4 protein-coding genes are annotated in these 20,404 nt (G+C 66.2%); 3 read left to right on the forward strand and 1 reads right to left on the reverse strand.

Translation table 11 applies throughout. The features are described 5' to 3' along the window. Positions 1-176: 176 nt before the first annotated feature. Positions 177-17,432, forward strand: a complete 17,256-nt coding sequence (locus ACIQ2E_RS14490) for a hypothetical protein (protein WP_398332106.1) — start codon at positions 177-179, stop codon at positions 17,430-17,432. Between the two features lie 75 nt (positions 17,433-17,507). Continuing rightward, entirely contained in the window at positions 17,508-18,278 is a 771-nt protein-coding gene (locus tag ACIQ2E_RS14495) for a hypothetical protein (RefSeq protein ID WP_398332109.1), read from the forward strand. A gap of 6 nt (positions 18,279-18,284) precedes the next feature. On the opposite strand, the gene rsmH is transcribed toward ACIQ2E_RS14495, so the two are convergent. Beyond that, positions 18,285-19,196 carry a 16S rRNA (cytosine(1402)-N(4))-methyltransferase RsmH gene (gene rsmH, locus ACIQ2E_RS14500; protein WP_398332115.1) on the reverse strand — a complete coding sequence of 304 codons (912 nt, stop codon included), beginning with the start codon at positions 19,194-19,196 and terminating at the stop codon, positions 18,285-18,287. 62 nt (positions 19,197-19,258) lie between these two features. On the opposite strand from rsmH, the gene ACIQ2E_RS14505 reads away from it, so the two are divergent. After that, positions 19,259-20,404, forward strand: a 1,146-nt coding sequence (locus ACIQ2E_RS14505) for an NAD(P)H-quinone oxidoreductase subunit H (protein WP_398332112.1), incomplete at its 3' end; no start/stop codon positions are given.

Consider the following 20,404-nt stretch of genomic DNA (forward strand, 5'->3'; position numbering starts at 1 on the left):
GCGGTTCCTCCGGCAACGTCTCCCTCGGTTCCGCCAGCCAAATCGCTCCCCTCGCCGTTCAAACCTTCGGCGATAACGCTCACGGCGTCTTCCTTCAGTCCGTTGGCGGCGGTGGTGGCGCCGGTGGTTCCGTTAACTCCGCTTCCGCTGGCGGCAATCTCTCCGCTTCCTTCTCCATGAGCGGCGCCGGTGGCTCTGGCGCTCGTGCCGGAAACGTCTCCCTCTACGCCAACGGCACCTTCCTCACCTCCGGCAATGCCTCCCACGGCATCCTTCTCCAGTCCATCGGTGGTGGTGGTGGGCAAGGCGGGGCCATCACCTCCAATGCCACAGCTTCCACTGGCACCACCGCTAACTCCTCCTTCTCCTTCGGCGCTTCCGCTGCTCTCTCTGGCTCCGGCGGCAATGCCGGTGCCGCTGGTGATGTCTTTGGCTCCATCGCCGGTGGCATCCAAACCCAAGGCGATGGCTCCATCGGCTTCTTCGCTCAATCCGTTGGCGGTGGTGGTGGGGCCGCTGGTTCCGTCACCAATGCCTCCGATGCAGGCGGCAGTTCCTCCATCGCTGCTTCCGCTTCCTTCGCCATGGGCGGCGCCGGTGGCAACGGCGGCTCCGCTGGTGACGTCTCCTTCTCCGTTCCCTCTCAGCTCACCGTCATCACCGGAAACCTCACCGCAGGCACCGGTACTGGCGCTCACGGCATCCTCCTCCAGTCCATTGGCGGCGGCGGCGGCCAGGGCGGTTCCATCCTCTCCGGCAACGCCTCAACCTCCGCCTCCAACGCCTCCTTCTCCTTCGGCGCTACCGCTTCTCTCTCCGGTAACGGTGGCTCCGGTGGTGCCTCAGGAAACGTCTCCCTCGGCTCCGCCTCCCAAATCGCTCCCCTCGCCGTTCAAACCTTCGGCGATAACGCCCACGGCGTCTTCCTTCAGTCCGTTGGCGGCGGTGGTGGCGCCGGTGGTTCCGTTAACTCCGCTTCCGCTGGCGGCAATCTCTCCGCTTCCTTCGCGATGGGCGGAGCTGGTGGGACCGGTGCCCGTGCAGGCAACGTGTCGTTGTATTCGGACGGTGTCATCCTCACCTCCGGAAACATCTCCCACGGCATCCTTCTCCAATCCATCGGTGGCGGTGGTGGTCAAGGCGGCTCCATCACCTCGAGCGCCACGGCCGGCGCCACTGAGGCCAACGCCACCTTCAGCATGGGCCTGAACGCCAGCAGTGCTGGTGGAGGCGGCAAGGGTGGCTACGGCGGGGCTGTCACGGCCCAGCTGGCCGGCACCGTGCAAACCACCGGGGACCAGTCGATCGGTGTGTTCCTGCAATCGGTGGGCGGCGGCGGCGGTGCAGCCGGCACCGTCACCAACACCGCTGCGGGCGCCAACGCCAACTACGGCGCCGGTGCCAGTTACAGCATGGGCAGTGCCGGCGGTTCGGGCGCCAACGGCGGCCGTGTGCAACTCCGCCAGCGTGGCAGCGGCAACCTCACGGTGCTCACCGAGGGCGACAACAGCCAAGCGATCCTTCTGCAATCCGTGGGCGGCGGCGGTGGCCAGGGTTCAAGCGTCAGCAACAGCTCCAATGGCGGCAACGGCACCTATTCCCTCGGCGGCAGCGTTGGTGTCCCCGGCGCTGGTGGTGGCGGGGGGAATGGTGGGTCCGTCACCGCCAAGCTGCAGCGGCTAATCATCCAGACCACCGGCAACAGCTCCCCCGGCCTGATGGCCCAGAGCATCGGCGGCGGCGGTGGCGCCGCTGGCACCACGATGAACGATGTGCAGGACGCGGGCGTGAGCCTGCAGCTGAACCTTGGTGCCAGCGGCGGTGACGGCGGCAGCGCCGGCAAGGTGAACGTCACCGTGAACGGGGGTCAGCTGGCCACCTTCGGTGACAGTTCAGCCGCGATCTACGCCCAAAGCGTGGGTGGTGGTGGCGGTCAGGCCAGCTCCGCCATGGGCAATGGCGATGGCTCGAGCTTCTCCCTCAGCGGCACCATGGGTGGCACCGGTGGCGGCGGCGGCAGCGGTGGTTCCGTGAGCGTCAGCAACCGTGCCCGCATCAGCACCAGCGGCACAAACTCTGTGGGCATCTACGCCCAGAGCGTGGGCGGCGGTGGTGGCGAGAGCAGCGTCACGAGCCCCAGCACCAGCTCCTCCAACAACCTCAACGGCAGCCTGCAAATCGGCGGCAGTGGAGGTTCCGGCGGCAACGGCGGCAGCGTGAAGGTGACCAATCGCGGCCGCATCGACACCCTCGGCTCCCAGGCCCACGGCGTGTTTGCCCAGAGCGTCGGCGGTGGCGGCGGGCGTGTCTCGATGGCGCTGGCCAGCAACTCCAGTAACACAGGCAATGCAGCCCTGAGCGTCGGTGCCAGCGGTGGCAGCGGCGGCAATGCCGGATCTGTGAAGGTGACCAACCGAGGCGTCATCGTCACCCAGGGCGATGCCGCCTACGGCATCTATGCGCAGAGCATCGGCGGTGGTGGTGGTTCAGTGAGCAGCAGCTCGTCGGTGGCGCTGACCTTCGGAGCTAGTGGAGGCAGCGGCGGGAATGCAGGCTCCATCACCGTCACAAACAGCGGCACTGTGGGCACCTTCGGCAACAACGCGGTTGGCGTCTTCGCCCAATCGGTCGGCGGCGGCGGCGGTGATGCGGGCACCAACCAGTCCACCCTCACCATGGGGGCCAGTGGCGGTACCGGCGGGAACGCAGGGACCATCAACATCAATAACTCTGGACTGATCGTCACCTACGGCGCCAGTTCACTCGGTGTGTTCGCCCAATCGGTGGGCGGTGGCGGCGGCCGTGCCACCACCGGCAACGGAGCAGCCAACTTCGGGGCCAGTGGTGGTGCCGGTGGGAACGCCGGAAATGTGAGCCTGGTGAACAGTGGCACCATCGCCACCTACGGCGAAGACTCCATCCCCCTGCTGCTCTCCAGCGTTGGCGGCGGCGGCGGCATCGCCAACAGCGGCTACATCGATGCCGTGCTTGGCAGCCAGAGCGCAGGCAGCAATGGCCAATCCGGGGTCACCACCCTGGTGAACACGGGAACGCTCCAATCCAGCGCCATCTACTCGCCCGGCATCCTTTACCAGTCGATCGGCGGTGGTGGCGGCAGCATCAACCGCATCTCGGGTAGTGCCACCGCCGGCTCCACCTCAGCCACCGGTGCCCAGGGCGCCCAGCCCATCACCCTGAACAACAGCGGGAACATCATCACGCTGGGCTCTTACTCCGGCGCGTTGATTGCCCAGAGCATTGGTGGTGGCGGTGGCCGCATCGCTGAGATCGGCACCTCAGCGGTTCTTGGTGCCGCCAACGCCAGCAGCAGTGCCAACCTCAGCGGCGGGGCGATCACCATCAACTCGAGCAGCACGTTCCTGCTCACCGAAGGCACCTACAGCCCAGGGATGCTCGCCCAGAGCATCGGCGGTGGTGGCGGCTACATGGGCCCGGCGCTCAACGGCAACGCCAGCCTTGGCATCAGTAGCAGCCAAGCCCAGGCCAATGGTGGTGCCATCACGGTGAACAACAGCGCCGTCATCCTCACGAAGGGAACCTATTCAGGTGCCATCACGCTCCAGAGCATTGGCGGAGGCGGAGGCCAGGTGGGCAGCGTGAATGGCGATGCCCAACTGGGCTCCATCAACAGCGGCGGCAGCCAGGCCGCCGGCAGCATCACCATCACCAACAGCTCTGCCCTGGAGAGCATTGCCAATAGCAGCCCCCTGCTGATCGCTCAGAGCGTCGGCGGCGGTGGTGGTGTATTGGGCGTGGTCACCGGTTCCGCCAACCTCGGCAGCGTCAACATCACACCGGGCACTAACGCCCAAGGCGGCCAGATCAGCATCGTCAACACGGGCGAAAGCCTGGTGACACGCGGCCAGAACTCGCCGGCTCTCTACGCCCAGAGCATCGGTGGCGGTGGCGGTCGGGTGGCGGCGGTCGCCGGCAACGTGACCATGGGCGCCAGCGGCAGCGGTTACCTCTCCGGCGGCGATGTCAGCGTCAGCAACACCGCCAACGTCGCCACGGTCGGCGCCAATGCCTTAGCCATCCTGGTGCAGAGCATTGGCGGGGGCGGCGGTACCGCCGGAATCTCCGAGGGCAACGCAGTTGTGCTGGGTGGCTCCGCCCTTGGCGAAACCATGGGTGGGGCCGTGAGTCTGACCAACTCCGGGAGCATCTACACCGAAGGGAACAATGCCTCTGCCCTCCTGGTTCAGAGCATTGGCGGTGGCGGCGGTGCTGCCGCGAAATCCGCCGGAGACCTGAGCCGCCTGGGCGGCACCGCCGGCCAGTTCAGCAGTGGTGGCAGCGTCACGATCAACAACAGCGGTGCCATCCAGACGAAGGGGTATGGCTCGGCCGGATTTGTGGCCCAGAGCATCGGCGGCGGCGGTGGCTATATCGCAGAAACGACCGACACCGACAGCTACGACGTCACCCTCTCCGGCACGGGGCAAGAGCAGGCCAGTGGTGGGAACCTGACGATCACCAACACGGCCCCCTTCATCAGCACCAGTGGCAACTATTCCCCCGCCCTGGTGGCCCAGAGCATCGGTGGTGGTGGTGGCTGGTCGCTGCTGCGCAGCAATCCCGATGCTCAAATCGGCAGTGAGAGCGGTGGGGGAATGACAGGTGGCTCCATCAACCTCCGGAGCACATCAAACATCTACACCACAGGGGCCTCCTCCGCCGGCGTCGTGATCCAGAGCATCGGCGGCGGTGGCGGTGTCACCGGCAGCGCCGTGGGCAACGTCACGCTCGGGGCCAGCAACGTGAGCGGCAACCTCTCAGCAGGCCCGCTAACCGTTCAGCTCTCCGGGATTGTTTACACCACCGGTTACGCCTCCCCGGCGGTCGTGGTGCAGAGCATCGGTGGCGGCGGCGGCCTGGGTGATGTGGTGGGCGGCAACGCCCAGCTCGGCCAGAGCGGCACCCAGGCCGCCACCAGCAACAGTGGCACCATCACCCTCAAGACCCAGGGCCGGGCGGTGCAGACCGATGGCACGGGAGCACCGGCGGTGATGGTGCAGAGCATCGGCGGTGGTGGCGGCTGGGTGTCGGATGTGGGGGGCAACGCCACCTTGGGCGGTACCACCGCCGCCGGTGGCAGCAGCAGCAGCGGCGCCATCCAGGTCACCAACAACTACAAACAAATCGCGACCCAGGGCCGCAACAGCACCGGCCTGCTGGTGCAGAGCATCGGCGGTGGCGGTGGTTTCACCGGTGTGACCGTCGGCGCCAACCTGATCCTGGGGGGCAGCAACACCGGCAACACCAGCGGTGGATCGGTGCAGGTGCGCAGCCGCTCCACCATCACCACCACCGGGCTCAATGCAGCCGCGATGGTGGTGCAATCGGTTGGCGGCGGTGGTGGATCATCGGCAACGATCAGCGGTGATCTGATCCGTCTGGGGGGCAGCGGCAGCGGTAATGCCAGTGCCGGGGCCATCAACGTGACCAACAGCGGCAGCCTCCAGACCGAAGGCACCGGCTCAGCGGCCCTGTTGGTGCAGAGCATCGGCGGCGGCGGTGGCTACATCTCCGAGGTGAATGGCGATGCGCAATACACCGTCTTCTTCGGTGCCAGGGGCAGCCTCGCTTCCAATGGCGGGGCGATCAATCTGCGCAACACCGCCCGTCAGATCACCACCCTCGGCGACTATTCCGCCGCTGTGAACGTTCAGAGCATTGGCGGCGGCGGCGGCTATGCCCTGATCAAGGGGGCCAACCGAGCTGCAACCCGTCTGGGATCCATCGGTGCGGATGCGAGCGCCGATGGGGGCAACCTTGACATCACCAATGCCGCGAACATCTACACCCAGGGGGTTTCCTCGGTGGGGATCAACGCGCAGAGCATCGGCGGTGGCGGCGGCACGATCGCTGCAGCGTCAGGCCGCCTCAACCTCGGCGCTGAGCTCCTGGCCGGCAGCGCCAATGCAGGGGCGATCAGCTTCAACAACAGCGGCAATGTCTACACAAAAGGGGACTTCTCCCCCGCCCTATTCATCCAGAGCATCGGCGGCGGCGGCGGCAATGTGGGAGCCGGTGATAAGGATGGGTTCAGCGATCTGGGCGCCACGGGCATCGCAGGCCGGGGCAGCAGCAGCGGCGGTGCCATCAGCGTGACCCTCAACGGTGCATTGGCCCGCACCGATGGCAACACCGCACCGGTGCTCACCGTGCAGAGCATCGGTGGCGGTGGCGGCCGGGTGGGCGATGCAGCCGGTGGCATCCTTCTTGGGGGCACCAATCTGCAGTCAGCTGGCGGCGGAACGATCAGCATCAGCAGCCGCACTGAACTGGTGAGCATCGGCGCCGATTCACCCACCGCCGTGGTCCAAAGCATCGGCGGTGGGGGCGGCATGGTAGGCCGCGTCACCGGCACCCGCATCGGCATGGGTGGCGCGGGCGTGAGCAACGCTCCTGGCGGCAATGTGAGTGTGATCAACAGTGGCGCGATGACCTCCCTGGGAGACAATGCGCCGTTGCTGGTGGTGCAGAGCATCGGCGGTGGCGGTGGTTTCACGGCCACCACTCAGGGCGACTACAACAACTCAGAAACGGTGAATCTGGGCAGCGCTCGCAGCAGCAACGTTGGCGGTGGAAGCATCAACGTTGTGAACAGTGCAGCCCTGCAGAGTGCAGGGGCTGCATCCGACAGCTTGCTGGTGCAAAGCGTCGGCGGCGGCGGTGGCGTCATCGGGCGCGTTGGGTCCAGCCCCCGCGTTTTTGATCTCACCCTCGGCGGCACGGATCTGAGCAATGGGGCCGCCGGAGACATCAATGTCACCAACACCGGGAGTCTGCTCTACACCGAAGGGGACTACGCCCGTGCCCTGCTGGTGCAGAGCATCGGCGGTGGTGGCGGCTGGGCCTACCTCGATTCCGACAGTGGTTCCGAGAGTCAGGTAGGCGCCACCAATGCCTCCGGCAACAACGCCGCTGGCTCGATCACGGTGGTCAACACTGCCGAGGTGGCGAGCAAGGGACTCAGCTCCGGCGGCATCATCATCCAGAGCATCGGCGGTGGTGGCGGCGTCATTGCCAATGCCGCCGGCAACCTGACCATGGGCGCCACCAACAGCACCGGCGACACGTCCGGTGGCAGCGTGACCCTGCAAAACAGCGGCAACATCACCACCCTGTCGAACGATTCGCCAGCGCTGTTCGTGCAGAGCATCGGTGGCGGTGGCGGCCGGGCCAACAACATCCGAGGTGAGCTGCAGCTTGGTCTCACCGGCTCTGAGGGATCACTAACTGCCAACGCCGGCGACATCAACATCACCAACACCGGTGCCTTCATCAGCACCAGTGGCGACCACGCCGGCGGCTTGGTCGCCCAGAGCATCGGAGGCGGTGGCGGCCTGACCGGCACCATCCTGGAAAAGAACAAGGAGGGACGACTTGGCAGCGGCGCTTACTCGTCGAGCGTCACTGTTCCATCGCTGGGGAGCAGCTACATCCTCAACTCCGGCAACATCACGATCACCAACACGGCTGAAATCAGCACATCCGGTAGCTACTCACCAGCCCTGCTGGCCCAGAGCATCGCTGGCGGTGGTGGTCTGACGGGAGACATCACCGGTGGCACCCTCACCATGGGGATGAATGGCCCCGCCGTGGCCAATGCCGGCAACATCAACATCACCAACAGCGGCCAGCTTCTCACCCGCGGCATCTTCTCCGCTGGCCTTCTAGCCCAGAGCATCGCCGGCGGCGGCGGTGCTACCAACTCTGAGGGCAACGAAAAGTTCTTCATGGGCAGCCTGTTCGGCCAGCAGAGCCGCGCTGGCTCCGTGACCGTGAACAACAGCGCCTCGATTCAGACTCAGGGCGAAGGATCTGTTGCCCTGCTCGCGCAGAGCATCGGCGGCGGCGGTGGTTACACCGCATCGCTGGAATTCGCTCCTGGCAACACCTCCGAAAAGATGTATCTCTCGGGCTTCTACACCAACGAAGCCGCAGCAGGTGACATCACCGTGACGAACAGCGGTCAAACGGTGAGCAGCCTCGGGGCCAACTCCCCAGCGCTGTTGATTCAAAGCGTAGGCGGCGGCGGCGGCTGGAGCTTCGTGGAGGGTGTGCACTCTGCCAAGGGCCGCGTGGGCATGAAGGGCGGCAGCAATGCTCCCGGCGGCGACATCACGGTGACCAACAGCGCCGACCTGGTAACCCTTGGCGCCAACTCCCACGCTCTACGCATCCAGAGCATCGGCGGCGGCGGTGGTTCGATTGCCGCCGATGCCGACTGGCTCACCCTGGGAGCCATCGACGGCGCGAGTGCTGATGGCGTGAGCGACATCGCCCTGCGAGGCAACCTGAGCGGCGGCGAGGTGAGCGTGACAAACAGGGGACGAATCAGCACCGCCGGTGAAAACGCCAGTGGCCTGGCCGTGCTCTCCCTCGGCGGTGGCGGCGGTTCGGTGTTCGGCTCGATCTACCAGCGCGCCAGCATGGGTAGTGATGTGGTGTTAGCGGGTGACACCAATCTCCAGGGCGGCAATGTCACGGTGAATTCCAGGGGCAAGTCGCTCCAGACCCTGGGTAACGCGGCACCGGCCCTGATGGTGCAGAGCATCGGCGGTGGTGGCGGCTACGTGGGCCGCATCGATGGCGACCTCACCATGGGCGGCAACGTGGCGGGACTCGCCATGGGCGGCAACATCAGTGTGAGGAACCGGGCGGAAATCTCCACCACAGGCAACAGCTCCCCCGGTCTGCTCATTCACTCCGTCGGCGGCGGCGGCGGTGCCACAGGCCCAATCAGTGGTGATGCCTCCTTCGCACTGCTGGGCAGTGTGGGCTCCGCCAACGACAGTGCTGCCGCCGTAACCGTGACCAACCGCGGCTCGGTGACCACGCTGGGGAGCAACGCACCGGCCCTACTGGCCCAGAGCATCGGCGGCGGTGGCGGCTACACCACCACCGGTAGTGGGACCGATCTGATCCTGATGGGCAGTTACGGCACCGGCAACCAGCAGGGCGGGGCCGTGACCGTGAAGAACACGGCCATCCTGCAAACCCAGGGGCGCGGATCCCAGGCCCTGGTAGCCCAGAGCATCGGCGGCGGCGGTGGCTTCGTGGGCCAGGTGAGCGACAGCTCAAGCCCCACCTTGATCCTGGGAGCAAAAGGTGCACTAGTCGATGGGAACACACGGCGCACCTTCATCGGCAACATCCGCGCGGAGCAGTCGAGCTTCGATGCCATGGATGCCAGCACAATCGCTGGCCTGAATGGCGCCCTGAGCCTCCTGGCCGAGCAGTTCAGCAACCAGGGAGGCTCTGGCGATTCCAGCGCCGTGTCTGTGACATCGTCTGGCCGCTACCTCGCCACCCAGGGCAATGCCGCCACGGTGCTGCTGGCCCAGAGCATCGGCGGTGGCGGTGGCTGGAGCGTGCTGCAGGGCTCCGACGATCTGATGCTCTTGGGCTCCATCAAGGGCGGCCAGGGCAACGCCGGCAACGTCAGCGTCACCAACAGCTCGATCCTCTCCAGCCTGGGCGACTTCTCCTCAGCCCTGCTGGCGCAGTCGCTGGGTGGAGGCGGTGGATTTGCCGGGGATGGCGGACGTCAAGCTCACCTCGGCGCCTACTTGAGCAGTGGCTCCATGCAAGGCAGCACCGTCACGGTCAACAACAGCGGCACGCTTGTAACTCAGGGCAACAGCTCCGTGGGCCTGCTCGCCCAGAGCATCGGCGGTGGTGGCGGCAAGGTGGTGAACATCAACGGCGCCGCGCAACTGGGCAGCATCGGGGTCCTGGGTGCTGGCAGCTCTCAGAACGCCGGGAATGTGCTGGTGGTGAACACTGCCTCCGGCATCCAGACCGCGGGAAGCAATGCCCCGGCACTGCTCGCCCAGAGCATCGGCGGTGGTGGCGGCATCGTGGCAACGGTGAACGGCCAAGTCATCCTTGGCAGCACCGGCAGTGCGGGTAGCCAACAGGGCGGCAACGTCACCGTCCGGAACAGCAGCGTGCTGATCACCGCCGGCACCAATGCCGCTGGCCTCGTGGCCCAGAGCATCGGCGGCGGCGGCGGCATGGCCGGCATCAACAGCAGCAACCTCTCCATGCAGCTGGGCAGCGAGAACGGGAGCAACCTGCAAGCCGGGGCTGTGTCGGTGACCAACAACGCTCAGATTCAAACCACGGGCAACAACGCTGCCGGCATAACGCTGCAGAGCATCGGCGGCGGTGGCGGCCTTCCGGCCAGCAGCGCCACGGTGGCCAGCAGCAGCGGTAGCGACCGCCTCGGCAGCATCAGCAGCAACAACAGCGCAGCTGGTGCCCTCGAGCTCACCAGCACGGGGCAGATCACCACCGCCGGCAGCGGTTCACCGGCCCTGCTGCTGCAGAGCATCGGCGGCGGTGGCGGTGCCATCCAGGCCATCGACAACGCCATCACCACCAACCTCAACCTCGGCGCCAGCGGTGGCAGCAATGCCGGCGGCAACACCGTGCAACTGGAACACCGTGATGGGGTGATCGCAACCAGTGGTGAGAACGCCGCTGGCGTTGTGGCCCAGAGCATCGGCGGTGGCGGCGGCTGGTCGCTGCTGCAGAGCACCACCTCCACAGCCCTGGGGGCCAGCGGCCTCAGCGATGGCTCCGGCGCAGGGATCACCGCCCAGCTGAACAGCAACGTGCTCACCAGCGGAAACAACTCCCCGGCCTTGGTGCTCCAGAGCATCGGCGGTGGTGGCGGCTATGGCGGCAACAGCCAAGGCAACCTGCAACTGGGCGCCACCAACAGCAGCGGCAACCTCTCTGGCGGCCCGATTCAGGTCAGCCTGAACGGCAGCCTGCAAACCACGGGCAATAACGCACCGGTGGTGTTGATCCAGAGCATCGGCGGCGGCGGCGGCCGCGCCGCGAATGCCGGTGGCAATGCCAGCCTCGGCCTGAGCAACAACAGCAGCACCGGCAGCGTTGACGCCAGTGCCGCGGAGATCACGGTGACCGTGGCCAGCAGCCCGTTCGGTCTCGTGTCGCTTGGCGACGAATCACCGGCGCTGGTGGCTCAGAGCATCGGCGGCGGCGGCGGCCTGGTGGCCAGCGTTAGCGGAAACGCCAGCCTGCAGGGGAGCGGCAGCGGCAACCTCTCCGGCGGCGATGTGACCGTGACCAGCGAGGCCATGCTCCGCACCGCGGGCAACAACTCCTCGGCCCTGCTGGCCCAGAGCATCGGCGGCGGTGGCGGTGCCGCCAGCGTGGTGGGCGGCCAGACCATTCAGCTCGGCACCAGCAGCAGTGGCACCAGCAGTGCTGGCGACGTCACGGTGAGCACCAACGAGCTGATCACAACCCAGGGTCGCAATGCCGCAGCCATCGTCGCCCAGTCGATCGCCGGAGGCGGCGGGATCGCCTACACCGACCAGGGCAGCGTGACCCTGGGGGGCAGCGTGAATGGTCTGGCCAACGCAGGCGCCGTCAGCGTGACCACCGCCAATGCCTCCGTGGTTGCCACAGCTGGTGAAAGCGCGGTGGCGGTGCTGGCCCAGAGCATTGCCGGTGGCGGCGGCTTTGTGGGTGGCAGTGGCACCGGCAACAGCAGCAGCGTGCGCCTGGGCGGCAGCGGCAACCAGCTCGGCAACAGTGGTGCCGTGGTGGTGAACCTGGCCAACGACGGCACCGTGCAGACCAGCGGCAACCAATCCCCGGCTGTGATCGCCCAGAGCATCGGCGGTGGTGGTGGTTTCACCAACCAGAGCGGCACCAGCATGAGCCTGGGCATGAGCGGCGGCCGTGGCAGCAACGCCAACACGGTCACCGTGGTGAACCGCGGACGCATCTTCACGAGCGGCGACAACTCAGAAGGCGTCATCGCCCAGAGCATCGGTGGCGGCGGTGGCTCAGCCGGAGCCAGCGGCACCAGCTTGGTGATGGGTGCGAGCGGTGGTGCCAACGGCTCCGGTAGCGACGTCAGCGTGCGCAACCAGGGCACCAAGATCGTCACCAGCGGCAATTACTCCATCGGTGTGGTGGCCCAGAGCATCGGCGCCGGTGGTGGTCGGGTGGCCAGCGCCAGCGGCAGCATCACCCTCGGTGCCGATGGTGGCTCCGGCGATGGCGGCTCGGTGTTGCTTAACAACAAAAATGGCCTGATTGCCACCTCCGGCGACTACGCACCGGCCTACCTGATCCAATCCGTGGGTGGCGGTGGTGGCGTCGTAGGGATTGGCACCGGCAGCTCCAGCGGCGAGGTGGTCCTGGGCGGCGGCAACAGCGGCACGGCCGGTAGCGGCGGTGTGGTGTCTCTCACCAATAACAAGGGCAAGATCCAGACCACCGGTCAATACTCCGCCGGCGTGATCCACCAGAGCATCGGCGGCGGCGGCGGCTGGATCGGCAGTGTGACCTCCGGCAACGTGCGCCTTGGCGGTCAAACCGTCGGGCGCTCCGACGGCGCCGATCTCAACTTGATCCTGCGCTACAGGCTGGTCACCAACGGTGACAACGCGCCTGGCGTCACCCTCCAGAGCATCGGCGGTGGCGGCGGTGTGGTGGCCAACGTGGGCGGCAACATCAGCCTGGGAGGCAGCCTGTCAGAGGCGATATCTGCCAGCGGCGGCAGCCTCAACTACACCGGCCGCAACAAGCAGATCTCCACCAACGGCAGCGACTCCCCCGCTCTCGTGCTCCAAAGCATCGGCGGCGGCGGCGGCCTGGTGGGTTCGCTCGGCGGCTCCCTGAGCGTGGGGACCACCACATCAGCCGGCAGCTTCAGCAATGGCTCCGCGATCACGGCGGTAAATCGCGCTGAGCTGAGCACCAGCGGCGACAATTCCGCCGCCGTTGTGCTGCAGAGCATCGGCGGTGGTGGTGGTCTGATCGCCAGCCAGCCCAATGGCGTGACCATCGGCAGCAACGGGGCCGGCGTAAACCGTTCCGGCGACCTGAACCTCACCACCCTCAAAGCGATCCAGACCAGGGGCATCAACTCCCCCGGCGTGATTCTCCAGAGCATCGGTGGGGGGGGCGCCCTCGCCACTGCCAGCGGTGGCGCGATCGCCTTGGGCGGATCACCCCAGGGCAACAGCAACAGCGGCTCGATCACTTACAGCAGCCAATCCACCATCGGCACCGGTGGAAGCGGCCGCACATCGGGTAACAGCAGCGCCAACAGCCCCGGCGACGTGATCGATCCGGAACAGAGCCGCAACTCACCTGCGGTGATTGCCCAGAGCATCGCTGGGGGTGGTGGCTACGTGGGCAGCACAGCCGGCGCGACGGCCAGCTCCATCAGCCTGGGCAGCAGTAACGCCGCCATCTCCGAGGCGGCTGATGTGAACCTCAGCTTCAGCGATGCTCTGAGCACCAATGGCACCCAGAGCATCGGTGTGCTGGCCCAGAGCATCGGTGGCGGTGGTGGTTACACCAGCCTTGGCGGCACCAGCGTGCGGGTGGGTGCCATCGACGGTGCACGCCACAGTGCCGGCAACGTGACGGTGACCTTGAGCGGCAAGAACGCCACGGTTGACACCTACGGCGATCAAGCCGACGGCATCCTGGCCCAGAGCATCGGCGGCGGCGGCGGCTTAGCTGGCAGCAGCAGCAGCAGCCTGCGCCTGGGGGCAAGCCGCAGCGGTGCCGTTGACCCGGCGGTGCTCAGCAGCAGCGACGGCGGCAGCGTCACCATCAACAACGCCGCCCGAGTGGTCACCCGGGGCAACTACGCCATCGGCATCTTTGGTCAGAGCGTGGGAGCGGGCGGTGGCCGTGCCGGCGATGCCAGCGGCTCGGTCACCCTCGGCGCCGATGGCGGCCGCGGCGATGGTGGTGCCGTGACCCTGAACCTCAACGGCAGCAACAAGGGCAACGGGCTCGTAGCCACCTACGGCGATACGGCGCCGGCGTTCCTGCTCCAGAGCATCGGCGGCGGCGGCGGTGTTGTGTTCCCCGCCGGCACCGTGGCCTCCGGCAACCTGCTGCTGGGCGGTGGCAGCGCATTCGGCGGTGCCAGTGGCAGCGGCGGCAGCCTCAGCTTCACCACCAACAGCTACAGCGAGGTGTACACCCTCGGTGAAAACTCCAGCGGTTTCGTTTATCAAACGATCGGTGGTGGTGGTGGTTTCGCCGGCAGTACCAGCAGCTCCGCGCAGATCGGTGGTGTGTTCGCCGGCCGCTCCCGCGGCAGTGATCTAACGGTGGTGAGCCTCTACGACGTCAGCACCGGCGGCAGTAACGCACCTGCCTTGCTCGCCCAGACCATCGGCGGCGGCGGTGGCCGCGGCGGCAACATCGGCACCACCCTTGAGATGGGTGGCAACGGCTCCGGCCTCGAGCCCGATGGCCGCGGCGGCAGCCTCTCGATCACGGTGAACAGCAACCTGTTGAGCAGCGGCGCCAACACCGCTCCGCTCACAGCCCAGACGATCGGTGGCGGCGGCGGCATCACGGGCAGCGTGGGTGGCAACACCAGCCTTGGCGGCAGCGGCAACGGTGATCGTCGCGGCGGCGAGCTCAGCATCACCATCAGTGGCAATCTCTCCAGCACGGGCAGCAAAGGCGCTGCCCTGTTGGGACAAACCATTGGTGGTGGCGGTGGCGCCACCGCAGCGGTGGGCGGCAGCCTCAGCCTCGGCAGCACCGGTGGCGGAATCGCCAGCGACAGCCGCGGTGGTGCCATCACCGCCAGCATCGGCACTGATCAGGTGCTGATCAGCTCGGGTGAAGCCAGCCCCGCGGTGGTGCTGCAGACGATCGGCGGCGGTGGCGGTTTCAGCAGCTCCGCCCTAGGGGCTGTGACCCTGGGCAGCGCCGCTGGGTCCAATGGCAACCAGAGCGCAGCCCGCCTTGACTTCACCAACGCCGGAACGATCCAGACCAGCTCCGACAACGCCCCGGCGGTGGTGCTTCAAAACATTGGCGGCGGCGGCGGCTACAGCTTTGGCGGCAGCAGCACCACCTTCCGCAGCACGAACACCGGCATCGCCGATGCCGGTGACATCACGGTGACAAACAACGGCACCGTGGCGACCCAGGGCAGCAACAGCTTCGGCATGTTGGTGCAAACCATCGGCGGTGGCGGTGGCGTGGCGGGCGCCAGCGGCGGCAGCGTGAGCCTGGCGGGCAATGCCAACACCTCAACCAACTCCGGGTCGATCCGGATCGACAACAGCGGCCGCATCAGCACCACAGGCCGCGGGGCCCACGCCTTGGTGGTGCAGACCCTGGCCGGTGGCGGTGGTTTCGTGCTCGGCGGCGTCAGGCGTGACAGCAGCTCCGGTAGCGGGCCCAGCACCGGACGCAGCGGCAACATCGCGGTGAACAACAGCGGTGTGATCAGTGCCAGCGGCGAGAACGCCGTTGCCCTGCTGTTCCAGAACGCCAGCGGCGGCGCCTATCTCTATCAGAACCCTGACGGCACTGTGAGCGCTGTCTCAAGCGCACCGGACAGCGACAGCAGCCGAGCCGGTGAAGTGGTGGTCACCAACACCGGCGTGATCCAGTCCACTGGTGTGGGCGGCATCGGCATCACCAAATCCACCAACGCCAACGACACCCACGGCAACCTCCGGGTGGAGAACGCCGAAGGCGCCACCATCCAGGGCGGGGCGGGTGGTGCAGCCATCGTGCTGGTCACCGATCAGGTGGAGCGGGTGATTAACCGCGGCTCGATCATCGCCGGCGACAAGGGTCGCGCCATGGCCCTGGAGGGCGTGGGTGGCAACGACTACGTGCGCAATTACGGCACCATCGCCGGCAACATCGCCATCCCAGGAGCCCTCACCGACTTCTATAACGCCCCAACAGGTCGCATCGAAGCTCAGTTCATCGATCTCGATGAGCAGTCGATCGTATTGAACGCAGGAACCATTTCACCCAATGGTCCGTATCGCCTCGGAACCCTCGACATCTGGGCTGACTACATTCAGACCAGCACTGGCAACTATGAAGCCGATCTGGTGTTGCGCAGCGGTGTCACCGATCAGCTGAATGCGGCCGCCGCCACGTCTATCGATGGCACCGTGACGCTGCTGCCTAACCAGGTGGGTCAGGCCAAACCCGGCAGCTTCACCAGCCAGGGGATCATCGACACCGCTGCGGGCATCAGCCTTGATGGTTTGGAGCTGGTGGCCCCCATTTCTGCGGTGGCCGAATTCTCCATGCGCCTGATCGAAGGCGGCCGCGATCTGGCCTTCGACTACAGCGTGGATTACGCGCCCAAAGGTCTCAGCCCCAACTCCACCCAAGTGGGCAAGGCGATCAACAAGATCCAGGCCGCAGGCAGCACCAGCAAGTTCGAACCCACGGCAGCTCTCGTCTTCTACGACGAAACCGTGTCGGAGCTCGACGACACCTACCGGCAGCTCTCCGGTGAAGCGCTCACGGCCTTCAGCCAGGTGGCGATCGATGCCGCCCAAAACTTCCAGATCGCCGTCAACAACAACCTCGATGAGGTTGCCCTCAACCCTGAAGCCCGCTGCCTGGCGGAACAGCAGCAGGCTCCTCGCCAACCGACAGGGCTCGGAGATCAGCCGAAACAACAGCCAGCACCTGCGGTGGCCCCTTGCGGCACCTGGCGCGGCTGGGCCCTCATGAGTGGCTACGACGCTTCAACCCCCGGAAAAGGCAGCTCGGACCAGGCCCCCTACGACACCACTGCCTTTGGCACCACCATCGGCGCCGACGCCCTGGTGCGGCCCGGCACCCTGGTCGGCGCCGCCGCCCGCTGGGACAACCTCTGGACCACCGCCTCCTCGCTGGGCACTTCAGGGGTCACCACCGGCTGGAGCGGCATGCTCTACGCCAAGCAGGCCCTCGGCCCCGAGACCAGGCTCACCGCCATGCTGGGAGCCGGCAGCTACAGCGCAGACATTCGGCGCAATCTCAGCCTCAGCGCCCCTGCCACCGAGCAGAGCACGGTGAATGCAACCGGTTACTCCGCTCAGCTTGGGGTGAGCCACCGTGTGCCAATCGGCCGCGCTTCCCTCACACCCAAACTGGGAATCAGCTGGCTGCAACTGAAGCAACCGGGCTTCAGTGAATCGACCAGTTCCAGTGGAGCCGCCTTCCAGCAACCCGGAAACCCGCTCGATCCGGTGCCATCACCGGGTAAGGCCTCCTACTCACTCAAGGTGGCCAGCGAGACCTACACGAGCGTTCCACTCAGCTTTGGGGTGGAGTTCAGCCAGCCGATCAAGAAAGGTTCCACAACCTGGATCCCCCGGTTGGGCATCGGCTACTCCTTCGACCTGGCCAACACCCAACGCAACATGAATGCCCAGTTCACGGCGGCGCCGGGTGCCTCCTTCGATGTGGAAGGTACGCCCGCACCCTCCCAGTGGTGGACTGTTGGACTTGGGTTGGATGTACAGCTCGGTGACCGTGTCACCCTGTATGGCGGCGCCCTTGGTCAACTGTCTCCAGGCAGCACTCAGTCGATCAACTACGGCGGGGGCTTCCGCTGGCGCTTCTGATTCTTCAATCGCCTCTCAGGCGGTAGTCGTTGACACCCCCAATCGCTACGGTTGATGCATCTCCCGTAGCTCAACATGACTTTGCCGACCCCCGGCACCAACAAGCTGCAGGTGCTGCGCGCCGTAGAAGACGGTTGGCAGGCCTTCTGCAGGGCCCCCTGGCCGTTCCTGCTGTTCCAGGTGCTCGTGACCGTGATCCTGGTGCCCTTCGGCGCTCTGTTGCTGGCAGGCCTGCTGCGCCTCAACAGCAATGAACTGCCGCTGTTGCATCCGGTGGCCGCCGGCATCGCAGTGGTGGTGGGCGCGATTGGTTACGTGATCGTGGGCCTCTGGGGTGTGGTGGGCATCACCCGCTGCGCCTGGATGAGCCTCGACGGCCAGCGCCCCTCCTTCCGCAACTTCACCCGTTGGGATGGCGCGGCCTCCGGCCGCCTGCTTGGTTCAGTGATCCTGCTGGCGATCGTGGTGGGTGTGGTGGGCGTCATTGCCACCTTGATCGGCACGGGCCTAAACGCACTGAACACGGCCCTCACCGTGATTCCGGTGATCATCTTCGGGATTTTCTACATCTGGTTTCTGATCAGCCAGAAGTTCCTGCTGCAGCTCTCGTTGTTTGGAGTGAAGCGTCCGGTAGAAACCATCCAGGCGGGTGTCAGCGGCGTGAACCCCAGCTGGTGGGTGGTGCTGTGGCTGGCGATCGTGGAGAGCGTGATCCACGCCGTGGCCGCCCTGTTCAGCTATGGCGGACTGTTCGTGGTGTTCCCCGTGGTGATCTGCATCAGCACCGCCGCCTACCGGCAGCTCTTCGGCAGCCAGGAGCACACCGGCATCCTCAGCAACGGCTGATCGCCCTCAGCGGCGACGCGCCAGGCGCCATTTGGCGGAACGGCTGCGGGGGTTGGAGTTCTGCTCCTCCTCCGCAGCCGTTTCAGGTTTGCGGGTGATCCGCTGCAGGCGCTCATCGCTCACAAACGCCGTTTTCACGCGGCGATCTTCCAAGGAGTGGAAGCTGATCACCCCGAAGAGGCCGCCGGGCACCAACCAATCGGGCGCGCTGGCCAGCAGATGATCCAGCACCCCCAGCTCATCGTTCACGGCGATCCGCAGCGCCTGAAAGGTGCGGGTGGCGGGATGAAGACGACCGCGCCGCGCTTTGGGGGGGTAGCAGCCGGCCACCGCATAGGCCAACGCAGCGGTGCCGCTGTAGGGGCCCTGCTCCGCCAGATCGTGCTTGATCCGCCGGGCGACACGGCGTGAGAGGCGCTCCTCGCCGTAGGCATAGATCAGATCCGCCAGTTCGGTTTCCTCAAGGCGCTCGATCAGCTGCGCGGCGGTTTCGCCGGTGCTGGGGTTCATCCGCATGTCGAGCGGACCATCCAGGCGGAAGCTGAACCCCCGCTCCGCCACATCCAGCTGCGGGCTGCTGACCCCCAGATCCGCCAGCACCGCCAGGGCCGGTTCCATTGGGGTGTAGGCCGCGAAGTTGGTGGCCACGATCTGCACACGATCGGCGAACGGAGCCAGGCGCTCCGCGGCGGCGGCGCGGGCGTTGGGGTCTTGGTCGAGCCCGATCAGGCGCAGGCGCGGATGGGCCTCCAGCAACAGGGCGCTGTGGCCGCCGCCACCAAGGGTGCAATCGATCAACACACCCTCACCGCGTTGATCCAGCAAGCCCTCAAGCTCGGCAAACCCAGCCAGCACTGGCCCCGCCAAGACCGGAACGTGATCAAACGTGGCGGAATCCTGCGGATCGCTCAAGCGCAGCGCCAGAAGCAGCGGCCCTTCCTTCCTAAGATCCCGCCAGAGAGCCCATCACCCTCGGCCCCATGACGCAGCTAGAAACGCGCACGGAGCCGATGGTGGTGAACTTCGGGCCGCACCACCCCTCGATGCACGGGGTGCTGCGGCTCGTGGTCACGCTCGACGGGGAAGACGTGGTGGATTGCGAGCCGGTGATCGGCTATCTCCACCGCGGCATGGAGAAGATCGCCGAGAACCGCACGAACGTGATGTTCGTGCCCTACGTGAGCCGGATGGACTACGCGGCCGGCATGTTCTACGAGGCGATCGTGGTGAATGCCCCCGAGCGCCTGGCTGATGTGCCGGTGCCGAAGCGCGCCAGCTACATCCGCGTGCTGATGCTGGAGCTCAACCGGATCGCCAACCACCTGCTCTGGCTTGGCCCCTTCCTGGCGGACGTGGGCGCCCAGACACCGTTCTTCTACATCTTCCGCGAACGGGAGATGATCTACGACCTGTGGGAAGCGGCCACCGGCCAGCGCCTGATCAACAACAACTACTTCCGCATCGGCGGGGTGGCGGCGGATTTGCCCTATGGCTGGCTGGAGAAGTGCATCGACTTCTGCGATTGGTTCGGCCCCAAGATCGACGAATACGAGAAGCTGATCACCAACAACCCGATCTTCCGCAAACGGATTGAAGGGTTGGGTGTGATCACTCGCGAGCAGGCGATCAACTGGAGCCTCTCCGGCCCGATGCTGCGCGCCTCAGGCGTGCCCTGGGATCTGCGCAAGGTGGATCACTACGAGTGCTACGACGACTTCGACTGGGATGTGGCTTGGGCGAAGGAGGGCGACTGCTTCGCCCGCTACCGGGTGCGAGTGGAAGAGATGCGCCAATCGCTGAAGATCCTGCGCCAGGCCTGCGCGATGATCCCCGGGGGCCCCACCGAGCACCTGGAAGCCCGCCGCATGGCTGAGGGCAAAACCAGCGAATTCGCCGGCTTCGATTACCAGATCGTGGCCAAGAAGGTGGCCCCCACGTTCAAGATCCCCGGCGGCGAGCTCTACACCCGCTTGGAATCGGGCAAAGGCGAGATCGGCGTGTTCATCCAGGGGAACGACGACGTGACCCCCTGGCGCTTCAAGATCCGCGCCGCCGATTTCAACAACCTACAAATCCTGCCCCACATCCTCAAGGGGGCGAAGGTGGCCGACATCATGGCGATCCTC

This window comes from Vulcanococcus sp., from assembly GCF_044369115.1.
Lineage (GTDB): Bacteria > Cyanobacteriota > Cyanobacteriia > PCC-6307 > Cyanobiaceae > Vulcanococcus.

Bases quoted from the DNA above. Each gene is read 5' to 3' on its own strand.
- ACIQ2E_RS14495 (WP_398332109.1), top strand. From the start codon at position 17,508: ATGACTTTGCCGACCCCCGGCACCAACAAGCTGCAGGTGCTGCGCGCC.
- ACIQ2E_RS14490 (WP_398332106.1), top strand. From the start codon at position 177: ATGAGCGGCGCCGGTGGCTCTGGCGCTCGTGCCGGAAACGTCTCCCTC.